This is a genomic window from Streptomyces sp. bgisy130 (assembly GCF_057708345.1).
In genome coordinates, this window is sequence record NZ_JBYISA010000053.1 from 22,629 (window position 1) to 39,195 (window position 16,567).

General features: G+C 68.9%; 12 protein-coding genes. 9 read left to right on the forward strand and 3 right to left on the reverse strand.

The window, feature by feature from the left end; translation table 11 throughout:
• Nucleotides 1-92: 92 nt before the first annotated feature.
• The gene (eccCa, locus tag AC3EUV_RS35355) at nt 93-4,049 is read right to left on the reverse strand and encodes a type VII secretion protein EccCa (protein ID WP_435604688.1); all 3,957 of its coding nucleotides are present in this window, start codon (nt 4,047-4,049) and stop codon (nt 93-95) included.
• Nucleotides 4,050-4,303: 254 nt separating this feature from the next.
• Between eccCa and eccD the strand changes: the two genes are divergently transcribed.
• The 6 genes from eccD (at nt 4,304) to AC3EUV_RS35385 (ending at nt 11,360) form a co-directional block, all read left to right on the forward strand.
• The gene (gene eccD / locus AC3EUV_RS35360; RefSeq protein ID WP_435604689.1) at nt 4,304-5,770 is read left to right on the forward strand and encodes a type VII secretion integral membrane protein EccD; all 1,467 of its coding nucleotides are present in this window, start codon (nt 4,304-4,306) and stop codon (nt 5,768-5,770) included.
• A 157-nt stretch (nt 5,771-5,927) separates the two neighbouring features.
• Nucleotides 5,928-6,215 (forward strand): 30S ribosomal protein S15, encoded by a 288-nt coding sequence (gene rpsO, locus AC3EUV_RS35365; RefSeq protein WP_006602744.1) that lies wholly within the window; start codon nt 5,928-5,930, stop codon nt 6,213-6,215.
• A gap of 297 nt (nt 6,216-6,512) precedes the next feature.
• Nucleotides 6,513-8,732, forward strand: a complete 2,220-nt coding sequence (locus AC3EUV_RS35370; protein WP_432146555.1) for a polyribonucleotide nucleotidyltransferase — start codon at nt 6,513-6,515, stop codon at nt 8,730-8,732.
• Nucleotides 8,729-10,108, forward strand: coding sequence for a M16 family metallopeptidase (locus AC3EUV_RS35375; RefSeq protein ID WP_432146556.1), 1,380 nt, complete (start codon nt 8,729-8,731; stop codon nt 10,106-10,108). The genes AC3EUV_RS35370 and AC3EUV_RS35375 overlap by 4 nt, the downstream gene beginning before the upstream one ends.
• A gap of 38 nt (nt 10,109-10,146) precedes the next feature.
• A complete protein-coding gene (gene dapB / locus AC3EUV_RS35380; RefSeq protein ID WP_042149605.1) occupies nt 10,147-10,899 on the forward strand; it encodes a 4-hydroxy-tetrahydrodipicolinate reductase in 753 nt (250 codons plus the stop codon).
• 5 nt (nt 10,900-10,904) lie between these two features.
• Nucleotides 10,905-11,360, forward strand: a complete 456-nt coding sequence (locus AC3EUV_RS35385; RefSeq protein ID WP_432146557.1) for a hypothetical protein — start codon at nt 10,905-10,907, stop codon at nt 11,358-11,360.
• Between the two features lie 85 nt (nt 11,361-11,445).
• Here AC3EUV_RS35385 and AC3EUV_RS35390 read toward each other — a convergent pair whose 3' ends face one another.
• A complete protein-coding gene (locus AC3EUV_RS35390) occupies nt 11,446-11,997 on the reverse strand; it encodes a PH domain-containing protein (protein ID WP_432146558.1) in 552 nt (183 codons plus the stop codon).
• A gap of 102 nt (nt 11,998-12,099) precedes the next feature.
• A complete protein-coding gene (locus AC3EUV_RS35395; protein ID WP_168481654.1) occupies nt 12,100-12,336 on the reverse strand; it encodes a hypothetical protein in 237 nt (78 codons plus the stop codon).
• 232 nt (nt 12,337-12,568) lie between these two features.
• Here AC3EUV_RS35395 and thyX point away from each other — a divergent pair, with 232 nt between their 5' ends.
• The 3 genes from thyX (at nt 12,569) to AC3EUV_RS35410 (ending at nt 16,224) form a co-directional block, all read left to right on the forward strand.
• Nucleotides 12,569-13,327: an FAD-dependent thymidylate synthase gene (thyX, locus tag AC3EUV_RS35400; protein WP_042149617.1), complete on the forward strand. Its 759-nt coding sequence runs from the start codon at nt 12,569-12,571 to the stop codon at nt 13,325-13,327.
• Between the two features lie 197 nt (nt 13,328-13,524).
• Nucleotides 13,525-14,424 (forward strand): 4-hydroxy-tetrahydrodipicolinate synthase, encoded by a 900-nt coding sequence (gene dapA / locus AC3EUV_RS35405; protein WP_251083968.1) that lies wholly within the window; start codon nt 13,525-13,527, stop codon nt 14,422-14,424.
• Between the two features lie 114 nt (nt 14,425-14,538).
• Nucleotides 14,539-16,224, forward strand: coding sequence for a ribonuclease J (locus tag AC3EUV_RS35410; RefSeq protein ID WP_432146559.1), 1,686 nt, complete (start codon nt 14,539-14,541; stop codon nt 16,222-16,224).
• The last annotated feature ends 343 nt before the right edge of the window (nt 16,225-16,567 follow it).

Sequence of the window (16,567 nt, forward strand, 5' to 3'; positions counted from 1 at the left end):
GCACCTCCGCGCACGCACCACGCAAATACAGAACGGCGGTGGGGCGCCCCTCCTGAGAGGGACGCCCCACCGCCGCTTTCGTGCCCGTCCGGTCAGCGACCGTTCGCCGGCAGCCAGCCCGTCTGGACCAGCTGCGCACCGCGCTTACGGGTGATGAACGTGGCCCGTCCGGGCGTCAGGCTCTGCCCCTTGATGTTGCCCATCAGCGGCCCCTCGGCCGGATCGGCGGACAGAATCAGACCCTGCGCACCGAGCTCCTTGGTGCGCTGCATCACCGGCTCGAAGGACGACCGTCCGGCACCCGACGAGCTGCGCGCGATGATCAGGCGCAGACCCAGGTCACGGGCGAACGGCAGGTACTCCAGCAGCGGCTGGAGCGGGTTGCCGCTGCTGGTCGCCACCAGGTCGTAGTCGTCCACGATCACGAACGCGTCCGGCAGGTCGTACCAGCTGCGGTTGCGCAGCTGCTCCGGGGTGACGTCCGGGCCGGGCATCCGCCGGCCCAGCGAACCGGCCAGACCGCTGATGACCTCCTGCAACTGCGGCCCCGCGGCGCAGTACTTGTACAGATGGCTCTCGGGGACCTCGCCGAGCAGCGCGCGGCGGTAGTCGGAGACCACCATCAGCGCCTTGTCGGACGGGTACCGCTCGGCGATCTGCTTGGTCAGCAGGCGCAGCAGCGAGGACTTGCCGGACTCGCTCTCGCCGTAGATGACCAGCAGCGGGTCGGTCTCGAAGTCGATGAACGCCGGCGACAGCGTGGTCTCGTCGACACCGATCGCGATCCCGTGATCCGGGTAGTCGCTGCCCTTGGGCAGCTCGTTGACGTGCAGCATCGTCGGCAGCATCCGCACCGCGGGGGCGGGCTCGCCCTGCCAGTGCTCGCTGACCGTCGACACCAGGTTCGCGATGCCCTCGCTGAGCGTCTCCGGGTCGCTCATCCCGTCCAGCCGCGGCAGCGCCGCCAGGAAGTCGAGCTTCTCGGGGGACATACCGCGACCGGGCTTGCCCATCGGGACGTTCTCCGCGCGCTTGCGGTCGAACTCCGACTCCATGGGGTCACCCAGGCGCAGCTCGACGCGGTTGAGGAGCTGGTCGCGCAGCGCGGGCCGCACCTCGGTGTAGCGCGCACCGGCGATGATCAGGTGGACACCGAAACCGAGACCCCGGGCGGCGATGTCCAGGATCACCGGGTCCATCTGCTCGTAGTCGGTCTTGAACGTCGCCCAGCCGTCGATGACCAGGAAGACGTCGCCCCACTTCTGGTCGGGGTAGGCGCCCGAGGCCCGCCGCTGGCGGTAGGTCCCGATCGAGTCGATGCTGTTGGCCCGGAAGAACTCCTCGCGCTCGTTGAGGATGCCGACGACCTCGGAGACCGTACGGCGCACCTTCTCCGCGTCCAGACGCGAGGCGACCCCACCGACGTGCGGCAGGCCCTCCAGGGTCAGCATGCCGCCGCCACCGAAGTCGAGGCAGTAGAACTGCACCTCGGCCGGGGTGTGGGTGAGCGCGAACGAGGCGATGGCGGCCCGGATCAGTGTGGACTTACCGGACTGCGGACCACCCACGACCAGACCGTGACCGGCGCCCGCGGAGAAGTCCAGGTACATCACGTCACGCCGCTGCTCGAACGGCTTGTCCACCAGCGCGACCGGCACCACGAGCTTGCCGAGCGCGGTGTACTCCGGTGCGTGCACGCCGCGTTCGGGCGTGACCGCGAGCGTCGGCAGCAGCTGGTTGACCGTGGGCGGCTCGTCCAGCGGCGGCAGCCACACCTGGTGCGCCGGCGGGCCCTGGCCCTGCATGCGCTGGACGATGACGTCGAGCACGGTGTCGGCGAGCGCGTCGTCCTGCTCCGGCTCGACCGGCTCGACCGGGGTGGGGTCCTCGATGATCTGCTCGACGACCGGGGCCGCGGTGAACGGCACCGGCAGCCGCCGGGTCCGGCTGCCACCGGGGCCGCCGCCGGCACCGGGACCGCGGTACGGGCCCGAGACATACGCGGCCTTGAACTGGACCATCGTCTCGGTGTCGTACTTGAGGATGCCGGAACCCGGGACGTTCGGCAGGTGGTAGGCGTCCGGCACACCGATCGCGGTCCGCGACTCGGCCGCGGAGAACGTCCGCAGACCCAGCCGGTAGGACAGGAAGGTGTCCAGGCCGCGCAGCTTGCCCTCTTCCAGGCGCTGCGAGGCGAGCAGCATGTGCACACCCATCGACCGGCCGATACGGCCGATCTGGATGAACATGTCGATGAAGTCGGGCTTGGCGGTCAGCAGCTCGGAGAACTCGTCGAGCACCATCACCAGCGACGGCAGCGGGTCCAGGGGCGCACCCGCGGCACGCGCCTTCTCGTAGTCGGTGATGTTGGCGTAGTTGCCCGCCGAGCGCAGCAGCTCCTGACGGCGCTGGAGTTCACCGGTGATCGAGTCGCGCATGCGGTCGATCAGGGTGACGTCCTCACCGAGGTTGGTGATGACGGCCGCGACGTGCGGCATCTCGGACATCCCGGTGAAGGTGGCGCCACCCTTGAAGTCCGCGAGGATGAAGTTGAGGGTCTCCGAGGAGTGGGTCACCGCGAGCGCGAGCACCAGGGTGCGCAGCACCTCGGACTTACCGGAACCGGTGGCACCGACACACAGGCCGTGCGGGCCCATGCCCTCCTGCGAGGCCTCCTTGATGTCGAGCATGACGGGCTGGCCGTCCTTGTCGACACCGATCGGCACCCGCAGCCGCTCGTGCAGCGTCCGCGGCCGCCAGGTACGCGACACATCGACGGAACCGGCGTCACCGAGGTTCAGCAGATCGGTGAAGTCCAGGTTCGACAGCAGCGGTTCCTCACCGTCCGCACCCGAACCCGCCCGCAGCGGGGCCAGCTGGCGCGCCAGCGCCTCCGACTCCGCGATCGACAGGGTGTCGCAGACACCGTGGTAGACCGCGCCGCTGGCCGACTCCAGCACCAGCTTGCCCGGCTGGACCTGGACGGCCAGACCGCCCCGGATCTCGTCCAGATCACCCGGTACGACCTCCAGGATGGTGACGCCCTGAAGACCCTCGGCCCCGGCGATCACCGAGTCCATCGGCACCTCGCCGCCGTCCAGCACGATCACCACATGCGGGGCGTCGGTCACCGGATTGCCCTGCGGGTTGAACCGGCCGCGGCCCTCCAGGTCGTCCGCCAGCAGCTCCTCGATCTCCCCGAGGTCACCGACGACCAGCCGGCGCGACCCGGCGCCGTCCGTGGTCTTGTCCTGCACGTGCGGCAGCCACTTCGTCCACTCCCACTCCGCCTGCGCACCGGGCGCGGCGACGACGGCCACCACCAGGTCCTCGGGCGAGTGCAGGGTGCACAGCTGGGCGACGAGGGCGCGCGAGGCGCCGTAGACCGTGTCCGGGTCGCCGGAGACGGTCAGGTGGTAGAAGGCCCGCAGCGAGACCGCCAGCGGCAGGTTGTCCAAGTGCCCGTGCTTGTCGAGGAACTCCTTCATCGCATGCGCGGTGAGCGGTTCCAGCTCGTCGACCGGAGCGGTCTCCGGGGCCCGCAGGGGCGTGGCCAGCTGCTGCGGCCCGAGTCCCAGCCGTACCTGCCCGAAGTCCGGGTCGGACGACCGGCGTTCCCAGACGCGTTTGCCCTCGGCCACGACGGACCACAACTGGCTCGGGTCGGGGTGGGTGAACAGCTGTGCGTCCCGCTGCTTACGCGCGGTGCGCCGTACCTCTTTTCGCTTCTGCGTAAGGTACTTGAGGTAATCCTGGCGCTCTTGGAGCATTTGCCCGGAAGGCCCTTGTCGGGCCTTGACGATCTGCACGATCGCCATTGCCAGAGTGGACGCCACCATAAAGCCGCCCATGATTTTCATGAACGGCTGATTGCCCATGAACAAGAATCCCGCCGATGACGCCATGCCCATCATGGGCATAAGGGTCATCAGCATGTTCTCTGATTCACCCTCACGCGGCAGCTCCGGAGGCGCCTCGAGTGTCACCTCCTCCGAGGGGACTTGGGGTGGCAGCGCGCGGGGCGGGCGCTTGACGATGACAACGCTCACCGAGGCATCAGTCCTTCATGCATCTCGCAGTCTCGGACCGCCCCCGTTGGATTCGACGGTCCCCCGAGCCAAGTACTTGGCCCGACGCAGGCGTTGATCCTACTGTTAAGCGTCAAGTCTCGGGGTGGGTGGGGCAGTCGCCGAATTGGACGGTACGCTGACGCCTCGCGAGCGTGCCTCAGCCCCGTAGTGACGGCTCTATATATACGGCGCGCGAAGCGACAAAACGCCCAACGGATAGGGGGAACCGCCAGGTGAGCACGAGCACTGGCACCGGCTTTTGCCGGGTCACAGTCGCCGCGCCGGATGCACGGATCGATGTGGCTCTGCCGGAAGACGTCGCACTCGTGGACATTTACCCGGAGATTCTGCGGCTCTCCGGTCAGTCCCAGGCGGAGGGCGCCCCGACCGGCTATCACCTTGTACGCCGCGACGGCACCGTACTTGACGCCGGGCAGTCGCTCGCGCAGCAGCAGATCCTCGACGGCGACCTCCTTCTTCTGAAGCCGTTCGCCGAGTCGCTGCCGCTCCCGGTCTTCGACGATGTCTCCGACGCCGTCGCCTCGGCGGTCAAGCGCAACCGCAGCCGCTGGAGCGACGACCTCATGCATGTCGTCGGTCTCTCCGCCGGTGTGCTCCTGCTCGTCATGATGGCGTTCGCCCTGTGGTTCTCGAACCCCCTGAACCGCGACATGCACCGGCTGCCCGGCATCATCGCCGGTGTCGTCGGCATCGTCCTGGTCGCACTGGCCGGCGTCCGCGCCCGCGTCTACGACGACCACGGCTCCTCCATCGCGCTGGGCCTGGCCTCGCTTCCGCACCTTCTGCTCGCCGGCTCCGGCATCTTCCCCGTCGACGAGGGCGCCGGCCCCGGCCGGCTGCACCTCCTCGTCGGCTGTGTGACCGTACTGATCGCCTCGGTGCTGCTGGTGGTCCTGCTGCCGCGCGGTGACGCACCCTTCGTCGCCGCCGCGTTCCTCTCCGCCATCGGCACCCTCGCGGTCTTCGCCGCGATCCTCACCGACGCGGCGCCCATCGAGGTCGCCGCGGTCACCGCCGTCGTCGCCATCGCGCTGGTCGCCTGGCTGCCCGGCCTCTCCGCCCGCTTCGCCAGGCTGCCGATCGGCTACAAGTCGCCCGACCAGATCGCCAAGGGCTCCTACGACAACAGCGGCGAGACCGAGTCCGTCGACTTCGTCAAGATCGGCAACCAGGCCAAGCGCGGACACGAGCTGCTGCTCGGCCTGGTCGCCGGCTGCGCCGCCCTGGTCGTCGGCTCGGCCGGTGCGGTCCTCGGCTTCTCCGACAACATGTGGGCCCAGCTGCTGGCGCTCGCCGCGGGCATCACGGTCATGCTGCGCGCCCGGCTCTTCGACTACACCGCGCAGGTCGCCTGCCTGACCATCGCGGGCATCCTCACCATCGTCCTGCTGATCCTGGGCATCGCGCTGAACCCGCCGACCGAGATCTTCGTCGAGCTGGAGCGCTTCCAGGACGCCGGCCCGCTGAACATCCGCACGGTCTGGTTCTCCAGCAGCATCGCGGCGGGCGCCGCCCTCCTGGTGGGCGTCGGCCTGGTCGTCCCGCGCAAGGGCGTCACCCCCTTCTGGGGCCGGATCTTCGACCTCTTCGACGGTCTGGTCCTGCTGTCCCTGGTGCCGCTGTGCCTGGCGGTCCTGGACGTGTACGCCACGGTGCGCGGCCTCACCGGCAGTAGCTAGACCCCCCGCTCACCGGCCTTTTCCACGGCCCCCCGACCAGCCGGTCGGGGGGCCGTTGCCAGCTGGTACGCTGTGTGACGGTCCGGTCGAGTCATTCAAGATCCCCTGTGAAGCAAATCCAGGGGCGCTCACGGGCCGAAACCAAGAGGAGTACCGCGTGTCGCTCGACGCCGCTACGAAGAAGCAGATCATGGCCGAGTTCGCCACCAAGGAGGGTGACACCGGTTCCCCCGAGGTTCAGGTCGCGATGCTCTCCCGCCGCATCTCGGACCTGACCGAGCACCTCAAGACCCACAAGCACGACCACCACTCCCGCCGTGGTCTGCTGCTGCTGGTCGGCCAGCGCCGCCGCCTTCTCCAGTACCTGGCGAAGAAGGACATCACGCGCTTCCGTGCGCTGGTCGAGCGCCTGGGCATCCGCCGCGGCGCGGCGGGCGCCAAGTAAGACGCCGTAGAGGGAGCGGTTCCCACCCGGGGGCCGCTCCCTTTGCCATATGCACCGGACTCCGCCCCGCCGCGAGGTGGACGGAAGCTTTGTAGTCTGGTGCCATATCGCAAAAAGCGAACGCGGTAGGAGCGCCACCTGGCCGCCGGTCCTCGGTAGTGGCCCCCGGACGATCCATGGAGACAGTCCATGGCCCTCACTCCGGGTGCTTCGATCGAAGACCGGCCCGCACCGGCGCTCCACCGAAGACGGTCCCCTGCCACACGGGCAGCGGACACATACGAGGAGATATTCCTGGTGGAGAACGAGACCCACTACGCCGAAGCCGTGATCGACAACGGTTCCTTCGGCACCCGCACCATCCGCTTCGAGACGGGCCGCCTGGCCAAGCAGGCCGCCGGTTCCGCCGTGGCGTACCTGGACGACGACACCATGGTGCTGTCGGCCACCTCCGCTTCCAAGACCCCGAAGGACCAGCTGGACTTCTTCCCGCTGACCGTCGACGTCGAGGAGCGGATGTACGCAGCCGGGAAGATCCCCGGTTCCTTCTTCCGCCGTGAGGGCCGCCCCTCCGAGGACGCGATCCTCACCTGCCGCCTGATCGACCGCCCGCTGCGCCCCTCCTTCAAGAAGGGCCTGCGCAACGAGATCCAGATCGTCGAGACGGTCATGGCGCTCAACCCCGACCACCTCTACGACGTGGTCGCCATCAACGCCGCCTCCTGCTCCACGCAGCTGGCCGGCCTGCCCTTCTCCGGCCCGGTCGGCGGCACCCGTGTCGCGCTGATCAACGGCCAGTGGGTGGCGTTCCCGACCCACACCGAGCTCGAGGACGCCGTCTTCGACATGGTCGTGGCCGGCCGCGTCCTCCCGGACGGCGACGTCGCGATCATGATGGTCGAGGCCGAGGCCACCGAGAAGACCATCCAGCTGGTCAAGGACGGCGCCGAGGCCCCGACCGAAGAGGTCGTCGCCGCCGGTCTGGAAGCCGCCAAGCCCTTCATCAAGGTCCTGTGCAAGGCCCAGTCGGACCTCGCCGCCAAGGCTGCCAAGCCCGTCGGTGAGTTCCCGGTCTTCCTCGACTACCAGGACGACGTCCTGGAGGCGCTCACCGCCGCGGTCAAGGACGAGCTCTCCCAGGCGCTGACCATCGCCGGCAAGCAGGAGCGCGAGACCGAGCTGGACCGCGTCAAGGGCGTGGCCGCCGAGAAGCTGCTCCCGCAGTTCGAGGGCCGCGAGAAGGAGATCTCCGCCGCGTACCGTTCGCTGACCAAGAGCCTGGTCCGTGAGCGCGTCATCAAGGAGAAGAAGCGCATCGACGGCCGCGGCGTCACGGACATCCGTACGCTCGCCGCCGAGGTCGAGGCCATCCCGCGGGTGCACGGTTCCGCCCTGTTCGAGCGTGGCGAGACCCAGATCCTGGGCGTCACCACCCTCAACATGCTCCGCATGGAGCAGCAGCTGGACACCCTCTCCCCGGTGACCCGCAAGCGCTACATGCACAACTACAACTTCCCGCCGTACTCCGTCGGTGAGACCGGCCGCGTGGGCGCCCCCAAGCGCCGCGAGATCGGCCACGGTGCGCTCGCCGAGCGTGCCATCGTGCCGGTGCTGCCGACCCGCGAGGAGTTCCCCTACGCGATCCGCCAGGTCTCCGAGGCACTGGGCTCCAACGGCTCGACGTCCATGGGCTCGGTCTGCGCCTCCACCATGTCGCTGCTGAACGCCGGTGTGCCCCTCAAGGCCGCCGTCGCCGGTATCGCCATGGGTCTGATCTCCCAGGAGATCGACGGCCAGACCCACTACGTCGCCCTCACCGACATCCTCGGTGCGGAGGACGCCTTCGGTGACATGGACTTCAAGGTCGCCGGCACCAAGGAGTTCGTGACCGCGCTCCAGCTCGACACCAAGCTCGACGGCATCCCCGCCTCGGTCCTGGCCGCCGCGCTGAAGCAGGCCCGTGACGCGCGTCTGCACATCCTGGACGTCATGAACGAGGCCATCGACGTTCCGGACGAGATGTCCCCGAACGCCCCGCGGATCATCACCGTCAAGATCCCGGTGGACAAGATCGGTGAGGTCATCGGCCCCAAGGGCAAGATGATCAACCAGATCCAGGAGGACACCGGCGCCGACATCACGATCGAGGACGACGGCACGATCTACATCGGTGCCGCCGACGGTCCGGCCGCCGAGGCCGCCCGCGCCACGATCAACGGCATCGCCAACCCGACCATGCCGGAGGTCGGCGAGCGCTACCTGGGCACGGTCGTCAAGACCACCACCTTCGGTGCGTTCGTCTCCCTGCTCCCGGGCAAGGACGGCCTGCTCCACATCTCGCAGATCCGCAAGCTCGCCGGTGGCAAGCGCGTGGAGAACGTCGAGGACGTGGTCGCGGTCGGCGCCAAGGTCCAGGTCGAGATCGCCGAGATCGACCAGCGCGGCAAGCTCTCCCTGATCCCCGTGATCGAGGAAGAGGATGCGGCCGAGGGCACGAAGGACGACGCCGCCAAGTGACGTCCCGTACGCACATGACGACGGCCCGCACCTCCACGGAGGGGCGGGCCGTCGCCCGTACCCAAACGCTTCTCAAGGGCACCGCGGGCGCCGGCACGGTCCGCCGGACCACCCTCCCCGGCGGTCTGCGCATCGTCACCGAGACGCTGCCGACGGTCCGCTCCGTCACCTTCGGGATCTGGGCGAACGTCGGCTCCCGGGACGAGACCCCGTCCCTGAACGGCGCCACGCACTACCTGGAGCACCTGCTCTTCAAGGGCACCGAGCGGCGCAGCGCGCTGGACATCTCCGCCGCCATCGACGCGGTCGGCGGCGAGATGAACGCCTTCACCGCGAAGGAGTACACCTGCTACTACGCGCGGGTGCTGGACACCGATCTGCCGCTCGCCATAGACGTGGTGTGCGACATGCTCACCGGCTCGCTGGTGGAGGCCGAGGACGTGGACGCCGAGCGTGGCGTCATCCTCGAAGAGATCGCGATGACCGAGGACGACCCGGGCGACTGCGTGCACGACCTGTTCGCGCACACCATGCTCGGTGACACCCCGCTCGGCCGCCCGGTCCTGGGCACCGTCGACACCGTCAACGCCCTCACCCCCGAGCGCATCCGCCGCTTCTACAAGAAGCACTACGACCCCACGCACCTCGTCGTCACGGCCGCCGGCAACATCGACCACGCCAAGGTCGTCCGCCTGGTCCGCCGCGCCTTCGAGCAGGCCGGGGCCCTGGACCGGACGGACGCCGTCCCGATGGCGCCGCGCTCCGGCAACCGCGCCATCCGCACCACCGGTCAGGTCGAACTGCTCAACCGCAAGACCGAGCAGGCCCATGTGATCCTCGGGATGCCCGGGATGGCACGCACCGACGACCGGCGCTGGGCGATGGGCGTGCTGAACACCGCCCTGGGCGGCGGGATGAGCTCCCGCCTCTTCCAGGAGGTCCGCGAGAAGCGCGGCCTGGCCTACAGCGTGTACTCCTACACCTCGGGCTTCGCCGACTGCGGGCTGTTCGGTGTCTACGCCGGCTGCCGTCCCAGCCAGGTGCAGGACGTTCTCAAGATCTGCCGCGACGAACTCGACCAGGTGGCGGCCCAGGGCCTCACCGACGACGAGATCCGCCGCGCCATCGGCCAGCTGCGCGGTTCGACCGTCCTCGGCCTGGAGGACACCGGCGCGCTGATGCACCGCATCGGCAAGAGCGAGCTGTGCTGGGGCGAGCAGATGTCGGTCGACGAGATGCTCGCCCGGATAGCGGCCGTCACCCCGGACGAGGTGCGCGAGGTGGCCCGGGACGTCCTGGGCACCCGTCCCTCGCTGTCCGTCATCGGCCCCCTGAAGGACCGGCAGGCGGCCCGGCTCGACGACGTCGTCGCCTAGGCCCCGCCGCGATACCACCAAGAGAGAGACGGGAAACGATGAGCAAGCTGCGCGTGGCCGTACTGGGAGCCCAGGGACGCATCGGCTCCGAGGCCGTACGGGCCGTCGAGGCCGCCGAGGACATGGAGCTGGTCGCCGGGCTGGGCCGGGGCGACAAGCTGGAGACGCTGGTCGAGGCCGGCGCCCAGGTCGTGGTCGAGCTGACCAACCCCGGTGCGGTGATGGGCAACCTCGACTTCTGTGTGCGGCACGGGATTCACGCGGTGGTCGGGACGACCGGGTGGACCGACGAGCGCCTCGCGCAGCTGCGCACCTCGCTCGCCGCCTCGCCCGGGGCGGGCGTGCTCATCGCCCCGAACTTCTCCATCGGCGCGGTGCTGACCATGCAGTTCGCCCAGCAGGCGGCCCGCTTCTTCGAGTCGGTCGAGGTCGTCGAGCTGCACCACCCGAAGAAGGCGGACGCCCCGTCCGGCACCGCCGCCCGCACCGCCCAGCTGATCGCCAAGGCCCGTGAGGAGGCCGGCTGCGCCCCGCAGCCGGACGCCACCAGCACCGCGCTGGACGGCGCCCGCGGCGCGGACGTGGACGGTGTCCCCGTGCACTCCGTACGGCTGCGCGGTCTGCTGGCCCACCAGGAGGTGCTCTTCGGCGGCGAGGGCGAGACCCTCACCATCCGCCATGACTCCCTCCACCACAGCAGCTTCATGCCGGGCATCCTGCTCGGTGTGCGCCGGGTGGTGAACACTCCGGGCCTGACCGTGGGCCTGGAAAACTTCCTCGACCTGGGCTGACGGATATGGGCGGAAAGATCACGTACTTCTTCCTCGCCACCGTGCTGATCCTGGTGTTCGGCGTGGTGGCGCTGGAGGGCGTGCTCCTCCTGCTGACCGGCGAGCCGGCCGCCATGGGCATGGGCGCGGTGGCCTTCCTGCTGCCGGGCATCGGCGGCTGGTTCCTCTGGCGCAACACCCGCTTCGCCCGCGACGCCCACCGGCTGGCGCGGGTGCTGGAGGCCGAGGGCGCACTGCCCGCCGACGAGCTCCAGCGCACCCCCGGCGGCCGGATCGACCGGGACGCGGCCGACGCGGTCTTCGCCCGGCGGCAGGCCGAGACCGAGGAGGCGCCCGGCGACTGGCGTACGTGGTTCCGGCTCGCGGTGGCCTACCACGACGCCCGGGACACCCCGCGCGCCCGTAAGGCGATGCAGCGCGCCATCGCCCTGCACGACCACAAGGCCGTCCCCGCGGCCTGAGCTGTCCTACGGGCCAGGGCCGGCCGGTCCTGCCCCGTAGGCGCGCGGCGTCCGGCGGGCGCCACCACGGACGAGGTCCGCAGGCTCAGTCGCGGTGCTCCGCCGCCCAGGCCTCCAGGACATCCGCGGCCCGCTCGAAGGACTCCGGACGGGACAGGAAATCGCCGTTGTGGTCGGTGATCAGGGTCCGCAACGGCTCCCCCTGGGTCCGCTCGATGATCAGGGCCTGGCCCTGCACCGTCCGCGGCAGCCCCAGCCAGCGCACCGGCTGCTGGCGGGTGCGCACGGAGGCGATGGCGCTCCACGGCTCGGTCGCCGTACGCAGCAGATTCACCTGGCGCAGACCCTGCGCGCTGACCCACAGGCCGACGCGCAGCAGCCGCAGGGCGAGGGCGATCATCAGTGCCCCCACGGCCGCGCAGGCCGCGGCGCCGGGCAGCGAGCCGGCCATCGCGATGATCATCGCGGAGAGCAGGACGAACGAGGCGAGCAGCAAAAGCACCGCCGCCGCCCCTACCCGCCACGGTCCGGGGCGGTAGGGACGGCGCCAGTGGTCGGGCTCGTCATGCGGCAGTGCGGCGGAATCCGCGGCAACGGTGTCGAGGTCGCGGTCGGCCGTCAGGAAGGGCAGGGGCACGGCTGATCCTCACTCATGGGCACGCTGTCGGAAGCTGTGACCGGTGAGGCTATCGGGACCGGCGGAGCGGAACCACTTTTCCGGCACGCCCCGCCCGCCCGTTCAGCGATGTGCCTCGGACTGATGCACCCGGCTCGCCCCGGAACTGTCCTGCGACAGGGCGGGAACGCCGAACAGCAGGGCGCCGGCCAGGCCGCCCACGACTGTCAGCGTGATGAGAGACTGGCCGAGGAGCTGCGCGCGGGATGCGCGCTGTCGCGGCGGGGGAGTGACATTGCTGCGGAACCGGTCTGCCTCGGCAACGAAGGCGAACGGGACGGGCTCTCGCCGGCGGAACATGAGCGGGCTCTCCTAGGAACCTCGAAGTGGGCACTGTCACAGGGTTAGACGTCTGCGGAGTCCGGTTGGTGCCCGTTTTCCGAGACTTCTGTGAAAAATATCAACTGCCGCCCCGCAGGGTGCTGAAGAGCGCCCGTTTTGCGGCTAACGCGGCATCACGTCGCATTTCCCGAGCTGTCAGTGGCGGGTCGTAGGCTGGTCGCGCACGAGGAACGAATGGAAGGAACCGCCGGTGTCCCAGACCCCTGCCGAGAGCGCTGCGAGCCCCGACAGCGCAGCCGTCAGCTTCCGGAGCGAGGTGACGGTCGAGCTGGTCAAGCACAGCGCCGCGGACAGCGATGTGCTGTGGGCGGCCCGTGTCTCCACGGCCGGCGAGCAGTCCCTCGAAGAGCTCCAGAAGGACCCGGAGCGCTCCAAGGGCTTGATCAACTACCTCATGCGGGACCGGCACGGCAGCCCCTTCGAGCACAACTCCATGACGTTCTTCATCAGCGCGCCGATCTTCGTCTTCCGCGAGTTCATGCGCCACCGCGTCGGCTGGTCGTACAACGAGGAATCCGGCCGCTACCGTCAGCTCGACCCGGTCTTCTACGTTCCCGGTGCGTCCCGCAAGCTCGTCCAGCAGGGCCGCCCCGGCAAGTACGAATTCGTCGACGGCACCCAGGAGCAGCACGAGCTCACCGGCCGCGTCATGGAGGACTCCTACCGCCGGGCCTACGAGGCGTATCAGGAGATGCTCGCCGCCGGCGTCGCCCGCGAGGTCGCCCGCGCGGTGCTCCCCGTCGGCCTGTTCTCGTCGATGTACGCGACCTGCAATGCCCGCTCCCTGATGCACTTCCTGGGCCTGCGGACGCAGCACGAGCAGGCGAAGGTGCCGTCCTTCCCCCAGCGTGAGATCGAGATGGTCGGCGAGCAGATGGAGGCCCACTGGGCCAAGCTCATGCCGCTCACGTACGGCGCATTCAATGCGAATGGCCGGATCGCTCCGTAAGGCCCAGGCCGCGGGCCGGATACCGGAGCGCGCAGGACAGACGTGCGAAGTGTCCGGATTGCGGCATTTTGGGAAGTTCATTTACGCTGAACAGACGGACCCGGCACTGCTTGAACCCCCGAGCAGGCAGTGCCGGTGTCCACATCCCTGCTCCCCAGAGGCGCATCCCGCGGTGAGCTACGAGTAGCGTGGGACCCATGGCTCCGACTTCCACACCGCAGACCCCCTTCGGGCGGGTGCTGACCGCCATGGTCACGCCATTCACGCCGGATGGCGCTCTCGATCTCGACGGCGCGCAGCGGCTCGCCGCCCATCTGGTGGACGCCGGCAATGACGGTCTCATCGTCAACGGCACCACCGGAGAGTCCCCGACCACCAGCGATGCGGAGAAAGCCCAGCTGGTCCGCGCGGTGGTCGATGCGGTGGGCGATCGCGCCTTTGTCGTCGCCGGAGCCGGCACCAACGACACCCACCACAGCCTCGAGCTGGCCCGCGCCGCCCAGGACGCCGGCGCCCATGGCCTGCTCGCGGTGACCCCGTACTACAGCAAGCCCCCGCAGGAGGGCCTGCTCCGCCACTTCACGGCGATCGCGGACGCCACCGAGCTGCCGGTGATGCTCTACGACATCCCGGGCCGCAGCGGTGTCCCGATCAACACCGAGACCATGGTCCGACTCGCCGAGCACCCCCGGATCGTCGCCAACAAGGACGCCAAGGGCGACCTCGGTCGTGCCAGCTGGGCCATCGCGCGCTCCGGCCTGGCCTGGTACAGCGGCGACGACATGCTGAACCTCCCGCTGCTCTCGGTCGGTGCCGTCGGCTTCGTCTCCGTGGTCGGCCACATCGTGACCCCCGAGCTGCGCGCCCTCCTGGACGCCCACCTCAACGGCGATGTCACCAAGGCCACCGAGATCCACCAGAAGCTGCTGCCCGTCTTCACCGGCATGTTCCGCACCCAGGGCGTCATCACGACCAAGGCTGCGCTCGGCCTCCAGGGTCTGCCGGCCGGTCCGCTGCGGCTGCCGCTCGTGGAGCTCTCCCCCGAGGAGACCGAGCAGCTGACGCGCGATCTCGCCGCCGGCGGGGTACAGCTCTGATCACAGACTTCATAACTGAATACGGACCAACAATCGCCCAACAGCAAGTGCACGAATGTCATGCGCGCCACGTGCCCTCGACGGCAGCGTGGCGCGTGTGGTGAGGAGAGTCTTTTGAGTCATCCGCATCCTGAGCTCGGCGCCCCGCCGAAGCTTCCCAAGGGTGGCCTGCGCGTCACCCCCCTCGGCGGCCTGGGTGAAATCGGCCGCAACATGACGGTCTTCGAATTCGACGGCCGGCTACTGATCGTCGACTGCGGAGTGCTCTTCCCCGAGGAGGAGCAGCCCGGAATCGACCTGATCCTTCCGGACTTCACGTCCATCAGGGACCGGCTCGACGACATCGACGGCATCGTGCTCACCCACGGGCACGAGGACCACATCGGTGGTGTCCCCTACCTCCTGCGTGAGAAGCCGGACATCCCCCTCATCGGCTCGAAGCTGACCCTCGCCCTCATCGAGGCCAAGCTTCAGGAGCACCGGATCCGCCCCTACACCCTTGAGGTGAAGGAAGGCCACACCGAGCGGATCGGCTCGTTCGACTGCGAGTTCGTCGCGGTCAACCACTCGATCCCGGACGCGCTGGCCGTCGCCATCCGCACCCCCGCGGGCATGGTCGTGCACACCGGCGACTTCAAGATGGACCAGCTCCCGCTGGACCGCCGGCTGACCGACCTCCCCGCCTTCGCGCGACTCGGCGAGGAAGGCATCGACCTTCTGCTCTCCGACTCCACGAACGCCGAGGTCCCGGGCTTCGTCCCACCCGAGCGGGACATCTCCAACGTCCTGCGCACGGTCTTCGCGAACGCCCAGAAGCGCATCATCGTCGCCAGCTTCGCCAGCCATGTGCACCGCATCCAGCAGATCCTCGACGCCGCCCATGAGTACGGCCGCCGGGTCGCCTTCGTCGGCCGCTCGATGGTCCGCAACATGGGTATCGCCCGCGAGCTGGGCTATCTGAAGGTCCCCGCCGGCCTGGTTGTCGACGTCAAGACGCTCGACGATCTCCCCGACGACGAGGTCGTGCTGGTCTGCACGGGCTCCCAGGGCGAGCCGATGGCCGCCCTCTCCCGGATGGCCAACCGCGACCACCAGATCCGGATCGTCCCGGGCGACACGGTGATCCTGGCCTCGTCCCTCATCCCGGGCAACGAGAACGCGGTCTACCGCGTGATCAACGGCCTCACCCGATGGGGCGCGGATGTGGTCCACAAGGGCAATGCCAAGGTCCATGTCTCGGGCCACGCCTCGGCCGGCGAGCTGCTGTACTTCTACAACATCTGCAAGCCGAAGAATCTGATGCCGGTGCACGGCGAATGGCGCCATCTGCGGGCCAACGCCGAGCTGGGCGCCCTGACCGGCGTACCGAAGGACCGGATCGTCATCGCCGAGGACGGCGTGGTGGTCGACCTGGTCGACGGCGTCGCCAAGATCGTCGGCAAGGTCAAGGCCGGCTATGTCTACGTCGACGGCCTCTCGGTCGGCGATGTCACCGAGGCCCACCTCAAGGACCGCCGGATCCTCGGCGACGAGGGCATCATCTCGGTCTATGTGGTCGTGGACAGCACCACCGGCAAGATCGTCGGTGGCCCGGACATCCACGCCCGTGGCTCGGGCATCGACGACGCCGCCTTCTCGGGTGTGATCCCCAAGATCGACGAGGCCCTGGCCAAGTCGGCACAGGACGGCATCACGGAGCCCCACCAGCTCCAGCAGCTGGTCCGCCGTACGGTCGGCAAGTGGGTGTCGGACAACTACCGCCGCCGCCCGATGATCCTCCCTGTGGTCGTCGAGGTCTGACGCACAGAGCCGTACGAAGGTACTCAAGTCGGAGCGGGGCGCCTGGATTTGCATCCAGGCGCCCCGCTCCAGTACGTTTACGGCTCCGCCTGAACGGGAAGCGCCGCACGCTGTGCGTACGGAGCGCCCCGGGAAGACCGGGCGGAATTCCGGCCCAGAGCAATCTGATAAAGTCGGATCAATCGAAAGGCACCCCTCTCCGACGGGAAATCGGAACGAATTCGAACCGGAAACGGAACGAAATCGGATCTGGTAGAGTCGGAAACGCGAAGAAGCCGAAAGGTGGAAACGCACCGGCGAAAATCGGGCTCGCAAGGATCTGATAGAGTCGGAAACGCAAGAT

Excerpts from the sequence above, each read along its gene's own strand:
- dapA (WP_251083968.1), top strand. The coding sequence starts at position 13,525 with ATGGCTCCGACTTCCACACCGCAGACCCCCTTCGGGCGGGTGCTGACC.
- AC3EUV_RS35395 (WP_168481654.1), bottom strand. The coding sequence starts at position 12,336 with ATGTTCCGCCGGCGAGAGCCCGTCCCGTTCGCCTTCGTTGCCGAGGCA.
- dapB (WP_042149605.1), top strand. The coding sequence starts at position 10,147 with ATGAGCAAGCTGCGCGTGGCCGTACTGGGAGCCCAGGGACGCATCGGC.
- AC3EUV_RS35385 (WP_432146557.1), top strand. The coding sequence starts at position 10,905 with ATGGGCGGAAAGATCACGTACTTCTTCCTCGCCACCGTGCTGATCCTG.